The following is a 12,486-nucleotide window of genomic DNA, read 5'->3' as shown; positions in this document are numbered from 1 at the left end:
ATCCTTGTGTAGGCCGTTAGGGCCTCGCGCGGGGCAAGCCCGCTCACTACAGGTAGGTGACCGATGCTAAAGACCCTCGCGGTGGCCAATTACCGCTCGATCAACAAATTGGTGGTGCCCCTGGACCGGCTGAACCTGGTCACCGGCCCCAACGGCAGCGGCAAGTCCAACTTGTACCGCGCCCTGCGCCTGCTGGCGGAAACCGCCCAAGGCGGGGTGATCAATGCACTGGCCCGTGAGGGCGGGCTGGACTCCACCTTCTGGGCCGGCCCGGAAACCATCAGCCGGCGTATGCGCAACGGTGAGGTGCCGGTCGAGGCCGTGGTGCACCAGGGCGTGAAGCGCTTGCGCCTGGGGTTTGCCGGGGAGGATTTCAGCTACGCCATCTCACTGGGGCTGCCCGAACCGAGCCGGTCGTTTTTCTCCCTGGACCCTGAGGTGAAGAAGGAATGCATCTGGGCGGGCCAGATCTACCGCCCGGCCAGCCTGCTGGTGCAGCGCTCAGGGCCGATGGTGCGTGCCCGTGACGGTCGCAACTGGGATGTACTGGCCCAGCACACGCCCAACTACCACAGCCTGTTCGACCAGGTCGGCAGCCTGCGCGGTTCGCCGGAAGTGCTGCTGCTGCGCGAAAGCATTCGTGGCTGGCGCTTTTACGATCACTTTCGCAGCGATGTCGATGCGCCGGTACGCCAGCCACAACTGGGCACCCGCACGCCGGTGCTGCACCACGACGGCCGCGACCTGGCGGCAGCGTTGCAGACCATTCGCGAGATCGGCGACCCCGAGGCGCTGCAACGGGCAGTCAGCGACGCATTCCCCGGCGCACGCCTGAACATCGAACCGTTACAGGGCGGGCGCTTCGCGATTGAGTTCTATCAGGAGGGCTTGCTGCGGCCACTGTCAGCGGCGGAATTGTCCGACGGCACCTTGCGTTACCTGCTGCTGATCGCAGCGCTGCTCACGCCTCGGCCACCCACCATGATGGTGCTGAACGAACCGGAGACCAGCCTGCATCCGGACCTGCTACCCGCGTTGGCGCGCTTGATCATCCAAGCCTCTCAGCAGTGCCAGGTGTGGGTGGTGTCGCATGCCAGCCGGTTGATTGCAGCGTTGCAGCAGGACCAGGCGTGTAATTCGATTGTGTTGGAGAAGGTGATGGGAGAAACCCGGATCGTGGGCCAGGGGATTTTGGATGCGCCGGCTTGGCATTGGCCGGAATAGGGGGTGACTGGAAGGCCTCATCGGGGGCAAGCCCCCCACACTTGAATGTATTCACAGATCAATAATGTGGGAGGGGCTTGCCCCCGATAGCGGTATCAACCCTGCCACTTCCCGCCTTCAACAATCACACTCTCAGGCTGGGTGTCATCGCTCAGCTCTTTACGCACATATTGGTCGTACAGCTTGAGCAAAAACTTTTCCTCACCCAACTTCGCCAACTCGGCATTCACCCAGTCACGCAGTTCGACGTTGCCCTTTTTCACCGCTGGCGCAATCGGCGCTTCATCACCGAGTTTTTCTTCCAGCACGCGGTAGCCCGGGTTCTGCTTGGCCCAGCTGAACAGCACCAGATTGTCCTGAGCGTAGGCATCACCCCGTCCAGCCGACAGCGCCTGCAACGACTCGGAGTTCTTCTCGAACTTGAGCAGTTTCCAGTCCGGGTGGTGCTTGGTCAGCCAGATATCAGCCGTGGTGCCGGTGGTCACGATGGTGGTGCGGGTGGCCAGGTCATCCAGGCTTTTCACCGAGCTGTCCTGAGGCACCAGGGCCTGTACCGCAACTTTCAAGTTGGGGTTGGTAAAGTCCACCGCTTCCTTGCGCTCCGGGGTCACCGTCATGTTGGCGAGGATCAAGTCGACCTTGTCGCTTTGCAGGAACGGAATACGGCTGGCCGGCTCGACGGCGACAAACTCAACCTTGTTTTCATCGCCGAGCAGGTCCTTGGCGAGTCGGCGCCCGATGTCGGTATCGAAGCCGACATAGCGGCCTGCTTCGTTGACGAAGCCGAACGGTGGCTTATCGGTGAAGACGCCGACAATCAGCTTGTCCCGCGCCTTGATCTTGTCGATGTAGCTCACGGCGGCAGCCGTAGGTTTGGTGGGCTCTTCAGCCTTCTTATCGCAGCCGGCCAGCAGGGCGACGGCCAACAGTGGCAGCAGTAACTTTTTCATATCAGCTCCAGTTCCTGGGTCTTTTTGGGCAGTGTTGAAACAAAGGAGAACTTCTCCAGGAACTGCTGCGCGCGTGCGGTTTGCGGGTTCTTAAAGAATGCTTCGGGGGTGTTGTGTTCAAGGATGCGACCGGCCTCCATGAACACCACACGGTCGGCGACGGCGCGGGCGAAGGCCATTTCGTGGGTGACGATCAACAGGGTCATGCCATCGCGGGCCAGGCCCTGGATCACTTCCAGCACTTCCTTGACCATCTCCGGGTCGAGAGCGGCGGTGACTTCGTCAAACAGCATGACCTGGGGGTTCATGCACAGCGAGCGGACGATGGCGATGCGTTGCTGCTGGCCGCCGGACAGCTGACGCGGGAAGGCGTCGCGCTTATCGGCCAGGCCTACGCGATCGAGCAGTTTTTCTGCCTGTTCACGGGCTTCGCGGGGGTCACGTTTTTGTACTTTCAAGGGGCCAAGCAAGATGTTATCGAGCACGCTCATGTGCGGGAACAAGTGGTAGCTCTGGAACACCATGCCCACGTCCTGGCGCACCTGGCGCCAATCGGTGCTGTTGTCCAACAGCTCTTTGCCGGCGAAACGCAGGCTGCCGCTGTGTGCGACTTCCAGGCCATTGAGGCAACGCAGCAAAGTGCTTTTGCCGCAGCCGCTGGGGCCGAGGATCACCACCACTTCGCCGCTTTGCACGCTCAGGTCGATGCCCTTGAGCACCTGCTGGTCGCCGAAAAATTTGTTGAAACCCTGGAACTCGATCAACGCACTCATGTTTGGGCCCAGCGCCGTTCCAGCACCTTGGAGGCGGCCGACAACGGGTAGCAGATAAAGAAGAAAAACAGGAACAGCACGCCGTAGATCAACACGGACTCATAGGTGCGCTCGATGATTTGCTGGCCGACCTTAATCACGTCCACCACGCCGATCAGCACCGCCAGGGAGCTGGTCTTGATGATGCGCGTGTAGACGTTGATGGTCGGTGGCGTCATGCGTTTGAGAGCCTGGGGCAGCAGCACGTAGCCGTACAGTTGCGGGTCGGACAGCCCAATCGACAACCCCGCTTCACGCTGGCCACGGGGCAGCGAATGCAAAGCGCCGCGCACCACTTCGCCAACCTCGCTGGCGCCCCACAACGACAACACCAGCACGGCGCACCAGAAACTCGGGATGCTCAGGCCAAAGAAAATCGGCAGGCCGAAAAACAGCAGGTACAGCCACACCAGCACCGGAATCGCGCGGAACAACTCCAGGTACACCCGTAGCACAGCGTTGATCAGCCGGTTGTTCAAGGTGCGCAGCACGCCATACAGCACGCCGCCGACAGTACTGAAGGCGATGCTCAAAAACGAAATCGACAGGGTCTGCGCAGCGCCCTTGCCCAGTTGCGGCAACGACACCCACAACAACTCAAGACCCGAACTGGCCATGCTGGAGCCTCCTTTCCAGGCGGCTGAGCAGCAGCGACAGTGGCAGGAACAGCAGCACGCAAATCAGCGTCAGCACGGCAAGCATTTCGTAAGTCTTGTAGTAAAGGGCGATGTAGCTTTTGGTGGTGTAGAGAATCTCCGGCACCGCCACAGCAGAGACCACGGTGGTCTCCTTGAGCAGGAAGATGAAATTGGCGAACAGCGCCGGCAAGCTGAGAATGCCGGCCTGGGGCAGGATCACGTGGCGCAGCAGCTGCCAGTCGGACAGGCCGATGGACTTGCCCGACTCGATCTGCGCCAGCGGCACCGCTTCCACACCGGCGCGCAGCACTTCGGTGAGGTAGGCGCCGCCAAGGAACGTCATGGTGATGATTGCCGCCCAGAACCCGGAAATATTGAAGCCCAGGGCCGGTAGCGCGAAGTACACGAAAAACAGTTGGATCAGCAGCGGCGTGTTGCGCGCCAGCTCCACATACAGCGCCACCAGCCGCGACAGGTACGGCGTGCGAAACACCAGCAGCGCCGCGTTGATCAGTGCCACCAGCAAGGAGGTGGCAATGGCGATCAAGCCCACTTGCAGCGTCACCCCCACGGCCTTTAGAAACGCCGGCAAGGTGCTGAGGATAAAAGCGAAATCGAAGGTCATTTCTAGTCCATGACGCCGCAGGGGTAATGCGGCGAGCGCCGTCCGATCCAGCGTGGGTAACGCCGGGTAGCGCGAACTTTAAAGGTATAAAAAGTAAAATTTAAATACCTAAATAGCATATTCATATCACCCAAAAAGATAACCGTCGGATTCGCGGGTTTGGCAGGTGACAGCTATGGTTGGGGGGTCTGTATTTCGAGGGATTGAATAATGAACACAACAACACCAATCGATCCAAAGGAACTGGTGAAGTGGCTGGTGGCATTGCGCCGGGCGATCAATAGCAGAGCCCTGTAAAACACCGAAGTATCCACTGTGAGATGAAGATCAAATGTGGGAGGGGGCTTGCCCCCGATGGCGGTGTATCAGTTACAGATTGATTGGCTGACACACTGCAATCGGGGGCAAGCCCCCTCCCACATTTGGATTGCATTCCAAATTTCAGGCATAAAAAACGCCGACGCTATATAAGCCATCGGCGTTGAAACCTTGAAGGGGGTTTTCAGTTACATCAGAACGCAGGCACTACCGCACCGTTGTACTTCTTCTCGATGAAAGCTTTGACTTCCGGGCTGGTCAGGGCCTTGGACAGTTTCTGGATAGCGTCGCTGTCCTTGTTGTCCGGGCGAGCCACCAGGAAGTTCACGTACGGCGAGTCAGCGCTTTCGATGATCAGCGCGTCCTTGGCTGGGTTGAGGCCAGCTTCCAGGGCGTAGTTGGTGTTGATCAAGTCCAGATCAACCTGATCCAGCACGCGTGGCAGCAGGGCCGATTCCAGCTCTTTGAACTTCAGGTTCTTGGGGTTGCTGGCGATGTCTTTTGGCGTGGCCAGGGCGTTGGTCGGATCTTTCAGGGTGATCACACCGGCTTTCTGCAGCAGCAACAGGGCGCGGCCGCTGTTGGAGCCTTCGTTAGGAATGGCCACGGTGGCGCCATCTTTCAGCTCGGAGATGTTCTTGATCTTTTTCGAGTAACCGCCGAAGGGTTCAACGTGCACGCCAACCACGGTGACCAGGTTGGTGCCCTTGCCCTTGTTGAAGTTTTCCAGGTACGGCAGGGTCTGGAAGTAGTTGGCATCCAGGCGCTTCTCAGCCACCTGCACGTTAGGTTGTACGTAGTCGGTGAAGACTTTGATTTCCAAGTCCACGCCTTCTTTGGCGAGGGTTGGCTTGACCAGTTCGAGGATCTCGGCGTGCGGCACTGGGGTCGCGGCCACCACCAGTTTCTCGTTAGCCTGGGCGAAGCCAGCAGTCAGGGCAGCCGCCAGTGCGGTAAACAACAGAACCTTTTTCATGCAGTGTCCTTATCGAAATTCCGGGTCGTCTCTGACGGCCGTTTTTTTATGTGGTGTGCCAGCGAAGTGCTATCGCGGCGTGGGAGGGACAATACCTAGATTTTTTATTCCCGAACAATATCTTTTATTCACGTTGATATTCCATTTTGCTCATGTAGTGGCTTGTTCACGTAGAAAGCTGCGCAAGGTTTCCTGCTCGGCGGGGCTGGCCGTGTTGAAAATTCGCTGTACCTGCTCCAACGGCGTGCCCCCCACAGGCAAATTCAGATGCTCGGGCAAAATCTCGTCGCCGCTGCTGACCAGCAATGCAAAGTGAATAACGTTTTCCAGCTCACGCGTATTGCCCGGCCAGGTGTGGTGCTCCAGCACGCGCTGGGCGGCGTCGCTGATCAGCGGCACCGGCAGGTCCAGGCGCTGGCTGTAGATGCCCAGGAAATACTCGGCCAGGGACAGGATGTCACCGACACGCTCGCGCAAGGCGGGCAAGTCCAGCTGGCCTTCGCTCAGGTAATGAAACAAGCGCTCATGGAACTTGCCGGCGGCCACGGCCTGGGCCAAGTCGATGCTGGTGGCCGCCACCAGGCGCACATCCACCGGGCTGGGCTGATGGGCGCCGACGCGGGTGACTTCATGGTTTTCCAGCGCGGCCAGTAGTTTTACCTGGATCGGTAGCGGCAAGTCGCCGATCTCATCCAAGTACAAGGTGCCGCCATTCGCCGAACCGAACCACCCCGCCCGGCTGCTGGCCGCGCCACTGTGGGCACCGGCCGCATAACCGAACAACTCGGCATCGGCATAGGTCGGGCTGATGGCGCCGCAATTGACAGAGACAAACAGCCCGGTGCGGTCGCTGCCACGGTGGATGTGCCGCGCCAGCAGCTCTTTACCGCTGCCGGTTTCGCCGCGAATCAGCACCGGCAAGGCGCGCGGCGCGAGGCTTTCCAGGTCTTCGCGCAGTTGCCGCGAGCGTGGATCAACAAAGACCAACGCTTTGGCGCGAATGCTCAGCGGGCTTTTTTCCGCGTCGGGGAAGGTCAGCAGTGGCTGGCCGTAGGTTTCATGCAGGCTCATGGCAGGCTCCCGCCCCAAATCCACTCAGGGACGGGGCGTTTAAAGATAGTCAGGCAGTGCGCCGGGCGTGATGCTCAAGGCGGCTTTGCAGGCGATAAAGGTAGGCGAAACCCTGCTCCCAACGCTGGTGGCCGGACTTCACATTGATATGGCCGGCACCGGACAGAATGCCGGCTTCAGCGCCCCAGTTACGCGCCAGTTCCACGGCTCGGGGAGCGCTGACGGCGCTGTCGTTATCGGAGCTGACCACCTGGGTGGGAAACGGCAGCAAGTCGGTCGGAATTGGCGCAAAGTTGCGCAGGGCAGGCGAGCACGCCGGGCGTTCGACATCGGCCGGAGCCACCAGCAAGGCGCCACGCACCTGGCGCAGGAACTGCACTGGCGCGGTAGCCGCCCAATGCGCCACGGTGATGCAGCCCAGGCTATGGGCGATCAGGATCACTGGCGTGCTGTCGGCCGCAATGGCCTCGGCCAGCGCGGCGACCCAGTCTTCGCGCCGTGGCGTCAGCCAGTCGGCCTGTTCCACACGGGCGCTGTTGGGCAGGCTGTTCTGCCAATGACTTTGCCAATGATCTTCTGGCGATCCTTGCCAGCCCGGCACGATCAGGTAACGAATCGACTCGCTGTGCATGGGTGTGCCCTCCTGCAGCGTTTAACGTTGCTGAACAGTATAGGGACGAGGGTTATATTCGTTAAGGAATAAGAAGCTATTTATTAATAACCAAAATATCAAAGCCGATGAAGATCAAACTGTGGGAGGGGGCTTGCTCCCGATGGCGGTGTATCAGCCGCCACCTGTATCAACTGACCCACTGCCATCGGGAGCAAGCCCCCTCCCACATTGACCAGGTTCCACATAGGGACTCGGGGGTGTTGAGTAAATCCCAGGCAAAAAAAAGGCCGCACCCTGCCAAGGAAACGGCCAAAAAGTTGTCGAGGCTATTGGTGGAAGCGTTGCAACTAACGTGCGGTAATCACCGACAGCTTGGTAATCCCCGCGCGCTCGATAGACGCCATGGCTCGCGCCACTTCGCCGTAGTTCACACCATCGTCAGCCTGCAGTTGCACCCGCACATCGGGGTCCTTGGCCTTCGCCGCCTGCAGGTTGAATTCCAGCAGGTCCGGCTGGATTTCGTCCTTGTTGATAAACAGTTTGCCGGCGCCGTCGATGCTCACCACCAGCGGGTCTTTCTGCTCCACCGGGGCCACGGCCTCGGTCTTGGGCAGGTTGATCGGGATCGCGTTGGTCAACAGCGGCGCGGTGACGATAAACACCACCAGCAGTACCAGCATCACGTCCACCAGCGGCGTGACGTTGATCTCGCTCAGCACCTCATCACTGTCTTGCGTGGAAAAGGCCATCTCAGGACGCCTCCTTCACTTTCTGCGGGTTGCCGGGCGCATGCTTGGTCAGGGCCGGGTGCAGCAGCACGCGGAACGAATTCTTTTGCGCCAGGCTGTAGAAGTCGTGGGCAAAGTCATCCAGGTCGGCAGCCGTCAGTTTCAGGCGACGCAGGAAATAGTTGTAGACCAGCACCGCCGGCACCGCGACAGCGATACCCACGCCCGTCGCAACCAGTGCTGCACCGATCGGACCGGCCACGGTTTCGAGGCTGGCGGAACCGGCGGCGCTGATGCCCTTGAGCGCTTCCATGATCCCCCACACGGTGCCGAACAGGCCGATAAACGGCGAGGTGCTACCGATACTGGCGACCACGGCCAGACCGGTCTCCAGGGAACGGCGCTCGCGCACGATCTGCTGGCGCAGGGCACGTTCGAGACGGTCCTGATGGTTGATCGCCTGGCTGAGGTCAGCGGCGTGCGGGGTTTCACCCACCTGGATCGCGGCATAACCGGCCTGGGCGACACGGGCAGCAGCGCCTGGCTGGGTTTCGGCCAGTTCGGCGGCCGAGTCGAGACTCGACGCCGCCCAGAACTGTTTATGGAACCTGCGATCCTGGGCCTTGAGGCGACCGAACTGCACGCCCTTGAGCAGGGCCAGGCCCCAAGTGGCGACCGAAAAAACCACCAGCAGCCAGATCACCGCGCTTTCGATGGATTCAAGTGGAGATGCTAATGCCATGATGTTTCCCCTCTGTACAGGTCGCGGTGTGTGCAACACACCGCAGCGCAATAGTTAGTGAATCTTGAAATCGATCGGTACGCTGACCCAGCCGTCCTGAGCCACATCGCCCTGCTTGGCCGGCACGAAGCTCCAACGCTTCACGGCGGTCAGTGCGGCGTCATCGAGTTGCTGGCGACCGCTGCTTTTCTGGATCTGGATCTCGCCCGGCTTGCCGCTGGCCAATACATGCACCCGTAACAACACCGTGCCTTCCCAACCGCGACGCTGGGCCAGTGATGGGTACTCCGGCGCCGGGTTCTTCAAGTACGCGGCGTTGGCCGAAGCGGGTGTCACCGGAGCCGGCGCGGGCGGAGCAACAGGTGCAGGCGCGGGTGGCGCCGGTGTTGGCGGCGCGAGCGGCGGGTCGACCGGTTTCGGTGCGGGCTTGGGCTCAGGCTTGGGAACCGGCTTGGGCTTGGGTTTCGGAATCGGTTTGGGCGGCGCCGGCTTGGCGGCCAACTCATCCACCACCGGCGGCGGTGGCTCGACCACGGGGGGCGGAGGGGGCGGCGGCACAGGCGGCGGCGGTTCCACCACGGGCGGCGCCGGTTGGGAAAATTCGATGGTCATTGGCGGAATTTCCGGCGGCACAACTGGCAGCACCGGGGTCGGCTTCTGGCTCACCCAATAGATCACCGCACCGTGCAGAGCCAGCACCAGCAGACCGAGCAGGACCGCTTCGCGACGGCTGGAGAAACGTTTTGGCGTTTTCTGCGTCCGCAACTGCCCCAACGGCGCACGGTGTGGCCGGCCAAGGTCGACCAACTCGCCACTCGGTGCCTGGCGCCATTGCGCCTCGTGTGCACTGGCGGCGGTCTGGACATTGCCCATTAATTCACTCCCTCGGTTTTGAAACAAAAAACCGACTGGCCTGCGTGGAAGGCCGTCGAGGGCTGAATCATCGGTGCCAGACGCTTATCTCTTAAAGTAATCTTTAAAGTTATAGATATATCTTAATTGAATAAGGAAAACCTTCGAATACGTCAAAGCCACGGCCCGCTTAGCCTGGCGCCAAAGCGCTTAGAGTTGATGCTCTTTAGGCATAAAAAATATTCAAAAAAAGTATGGGCTTGCCACGTCAAACCAAGCCCGGCTTGTTTGGCGAAAGGCATTTCCTGGCACCTTCTTGTTGGAACCCAGCCCTGTCACGAACCACCAACAGTTCAATGCGGCGAGCCTAACAACACGTCAGCAACTGTCCGGTTTCGATAACGCGCCTGAGTGCCTCTGGCACTGGCAGATCACACAGGATTGGAGAGCTCATGAATATCTACGCCCAACTCAGAGCCACAGTAGAAAGTTATCTGCCCCAAGCACCTCGGGCCGACACGCAGCGCTCCGCGCCACGCGCACCACAGGCCCAAAGAGGGGGGCACGCAATTAGCTTCGCCGGCGGTGACGCCCCTACAAACCGTCCGGATGGCGGCGACCAGAAGTGGGCGACACGCGCCACGCCCTCCTCCAATGCATTCCAACGGGGCACCCAGCCCATCACCGCGAGAGCCTACACCCCAAATGAACTGGTCAGCGGGTTCTCACAAAAATGGGGCACCATGAATTGCGTAACGGTCGCGGGAATAAAGGCGGCGATGCAACGGTTTGGTGGACCCAATCAGGTTTACTCGTCGGTAGAACAAACCAGAGATGGGTTTAATATCAGAATGAGGGACAACCCTAACCTCACCTATCATGTGAACTATGCCGAGCTTAAATACGCCGCTGAACGCTCAGGGTTTAAAGGAACGAACCAAAAGATGCTGAATGAAGCCAACTTCATGTATGCCGTCAGTGCCAAGCGGGCGCAGGTAGAAAACAACAATGGCTACGCGCGCCAAAGTTTCGCCGCAGCCCTGAATAGCCTGGACAGTTGGGAACACACCCACGAAGGACTGTACCGTCTGGGCTTGAGCAACTATGTCCAACAGACCAATGCACAAGATTTAATAAATGGCGCACCTGGGGTCATGGCCCAAGATAACCACGTAGTCACCGTGCTCAATGGTCGAAAGGACAACTACGGCACCCCAGGCTATCGGCCAGACCCATGGATGCAAGCCCTGAAATTGCGTTAAGCGCACTGAGCCACGGGTTGGAATCTTTATATTTAATTTCAAAATACCTCGTGGGCTCTCCATACTTCACGCCTCTTTTGTCTCCCCGACAGGTCTTGCATGACGTTTAACGCTTCACTCATGGGCAGATTCGTCGGCTGGGGCCTGCTGGTGGTCCTGGGCCTGAACCTGCGCCCGATCCTCAGCTCCATCAGCCCGTTGCTCGGCGAGATTCGCCAGGCCACCGGCCTGAGTTTCCAGAGCAGCGCCCTGCTCACCAGCCTGCCGGTAGTGTGCATGGGCTTGGTGGCGCTGGTAGGCGTACGCGTCGAAGCGCGATTGGGTGAACGCCGCGGCATCGCCCTGGGCCTGGTGATGATCCTGCTGGCGTGCCTGGCCCGTTGGCTGATGGGCCAGGGTTCGACGTTGCTGGTGACCGCATTGCTTGGCGGTGCCGGTGTGGCGCTGATCCAGGCGTTGGTGCCGGCGATGATCAAGCGTGAATTCCATCAGCGCGTGCCGGTGGCGATGGGCGTGTATTCGGCATCGTTGATGGCCGGCGGCGGCCTCGCGGCGCTGCTCAGTCCGGTGGTGGCCAGTCATTTCCAGCACTGGCAGGCCGGGCTTGGGGTTTGGCTGTTGCCGGCATTGGCCGCGCTACTGCTGTGGGCCTGGTTGCCGCTGGGCGCAGCGAAAAACCCACAGGTAGCACCTGCCTTTCAGGGCCTGCGCAATCGTCGCGCGTGGCTGCTGGCGCTGTATTTCGGCTTGGTGAATTGCGGCTACATGAGCCTGGTGGCGTGGCTGCCGGCCTACTATCAGCAACTGGGTTGGGGTGTGTTGCCCAGTGGTTCGTTGCTGGCGTTCATGACAATCTTCCAGGTGATCGCCGCGTTGCTGATGCCGGTGTTGGCGCAACGCGGGGTCGACCGTCGCCCGCTGCTGTGGATCAGCCTGCTGGCCCAGACCATCGGCTATCTCGGCCTGTTGATCGCGCCGTTGCAGTTCCCCCATCTGTGGGTCGCGCTGTGCGGCTTCGGTCTGGGCGCGTGTTTTGCACTGAGCCTGCTGCTGACCCTCGATCACCACCGTGACCCGCGCCAGGCCGGGCAACTGGCGGCGTTCGTGCAGGGCGTGGGCTTTTTGATCAATGCGATTTCGCCGTGGCTGACCGGCTGGCTGCGTGAACTCACCGGTAGTTTTGTCAGCGCCTGGGGGGTGCTGACGGTGACGGCGGTCGCGATGCTGGTGGTGACGCGGGTGTTCAGCCCGGCCACCTATCGAACCCGGTCAGAAGTCGTAGTACCCCGTCCTACCTAGGAGACGATCATTCTGCAGCCCCTGGCCAATGGATCGCGCATCGATCACGGTGCTGTCCGCCACCACACGGGTTGGCGAGAAATGCCAACCCGGCTGGCTGGCGTCTTTTGCTTCTAATCGGATACTTGAAGATTTAAACCTGATGGTACTCAGATCAACAGGGTCCTCGTGCCAATAGGGCAAGACGTTTTTTGCCTCACCCTACGCAAACTCAGCACTGTGGGAACGCTCGCCCTCGGCGAGCGCCCCACAGTTTGTCGACGAACCACACGCCGACGCCTTAAGCATCTAAATCAACCGCGCCCAATATTGAATTGCCCCCAAGGCAGCCATGTGAAGTTATTGGTGTTTCCGTTAATGAATTTATCCCGGTCGG

At 60.1% G+C, this 12,486-nt stretch carries 13 protein-coding genes; 3 read left to right on the top strand and 10 right to left on the bottom strand.

Going from position 1 to position 12,486, the window contains the following annotated elements; translation table 11 throughout:
* Positions 1-63: 63 nt before the first annotated feature.
* Positions 64-1,224, top strand: a complete 1,161-nt coding sequence (locus QCBJ_RS00515) for an AAA family ATPase (protein WP_046034576.1) — start codon at positions 64-66, stop codon at positions 1,222-1,224.
* A 95-nt stretch (positions 1,225-1,319) separates the two neighbouring features.
* Here QCBJ_RS00515 and QCBJ_RS00510 read toward each other — a convergent pair whose 3' ends face one another.
* From QCBJ_RS00510 to QCBJ_RS00465, 10 genes are all read right to left on the bottom strand, one after another.
* On the bottom strand, positions 1,320-2,174 hold the full coding sequence (locus QCBJ_RS00510) for a transporter substrate-binding domain-containing protein (RefSeq protein ID WP_102059916.1): 855 nt from the start codon (positions 2,172-2,174) through the stop codon (positions 1,320-1,322).
* Positions 2,171-2,947 (bottom strand): amino acid ABC transporter ATP-binding protein, encoded by a 777-nt coding sequence (locus tag QCBJ_RS00505; RefSeq protein WP_046034574.1) that lies wholly within the window; start codon positions 2,945-2,947, stop codon positions 2,171-2,173. The genes QCBJ_RS00510 and QCBJ_RS00505 overlap by 4 nt, the downstream gene beginning before the upstream one ends.
* Complete coding sequence (locus QCBJ_RS00500) at positions 2,944-3,603, bottom strand: amino acid ABC transporter permease (protein WP_012721653.1); 660 nt, start codon at positions 3,601-3,603, stop codon at positions 2,944-2,946. Before QCBJ_RS00500 ends, QCBJ_RS00505 begins: the two co-directional genes overlap by 4 nt.
* Positions 3,584-4,249, bottom strand: coding sequence for an amino acid ABC transporter permease (locus QCBJ_RS00495; protein ID WP_003187615.1), 666 nt, complete (start codon positions 4,247-4,249; stop codon positions 3,584-3,586). The genes QCBJ_RS00500 and QCBJ_RS00495 overlap by 20 nt, the downstream gene beginning before the upstream one ends.
* 511 nt (positions 4,250-4,760) lie before the next feature.
* The gene (locus QCBJ_RS00490) at positions 4,761-5,543 is read right to left on the bottom strand and encodes a MetQ/NlpA family ABC transporter substrate-binding protein (protein ID WP_012721649.1); all 783 of its coding nucleotides are present in this window, start codon (positions 5,541-5,543) and stop codon (positions 4,761-4,763) included.
* Positions 5,544-5,693: 150 nt separating this feature from the next.
* Positions 5,694-6,614, bottom strand: coding sequence for a sigma 54-interacting transcriptional regulator (locus QCBJ_RS00485; RefSeq protein ID WP_102059915.1), 921 nt, complete (start codon positions 6,612-6,614; stop codon positions 5,694-5,696).
* 49 nt (positions 6,615-6,663) lie between these two features.
* Positions 6,664-7,245 (bottom strand): alpha/beta hydrolase, encoded by a 582-nt coding sequence (locus QCBJ_RS00480; RefSeq protein WP_012721647.1) that lies wholly within the window; start codon positions 7,243-7,245, stop codon positions 6,664-6,666.
* Between the two features lie 329 nt (positions 7,246-7,574).
* A complete protein-coding gene (locus tag QCBJ_RS00475) occupies positions 7,575-7,976 on the bottom strand; it encodes a biopolymer transporter ExbD (RefSeq protein WP_010565408.1) in 402 nt (133 codons plus the stop codon).
* Between the two features lies 1 nt (position 7,977).
* Entirely contained in the window at positions 7,978-8,697 is a 720-nt protein-coding gene (locus QCBJ_RS00470; protein WP_012721646.1) for a MotA/TolQ/ExbB proton channel family protein, read from the bottom strand.
* 54 nt (positions 8,698-8,751) lie between these two features.
* A complete protein-coding gene (locus tag QCBJ_RS00465; RefSeq protein WP_102059914.1) occupies positions 8,752-9,570 on the bottom strand; it encodes an energy transducer TonB in 819 nt (272 codons plus the stop codon).
* A 431-nt stretch (positions 9,571-10,001) separates the two neighbouring features.
* Between QCBJ_RS00465 and QCBJ_RS29975 the strand changes: the two genes are divergently transcribed.
* Entirely contained in the window at positions 10,002-10,811 is an 810-nt protein-coding gene (locus tag QCBJ_RS29975) for a hypothetical protein (RefSeq protein ID WP_145994212.1), read from the top strand.
* A 99-nt stretch (positions 10,812-10,910) separates the two neighbouring features.
* Positions 10,911-12,110, top strand: a complete 1,200-nt coding sequence (locus tag QCBJ_RS00455; protein WP_102059912.1) for a CynX/NimT family MFS transporter — start codon at positions 10,911-10,913, stop codon at positions 12,108-12,110.
* Positions 12,111-12,486 lie beyond the last annotated feature (376 nt).

This window comes from Pseudomonas sp. QC2, assembly GCF_002859085.1.
In the GTDB taxonomy this organism is placed as follows: Bacteria; Pseudomonadota; Gammaproteobacteria; order Pseudomonadales; family Pseudomonadaceae; genus Aquipseudomonas; species Aquipseudomonas petroselini.
Note: the sequence above shows the minus strand (reverse complement) of the source record. Positions and strands in the feature narration are given on the sequence as shown.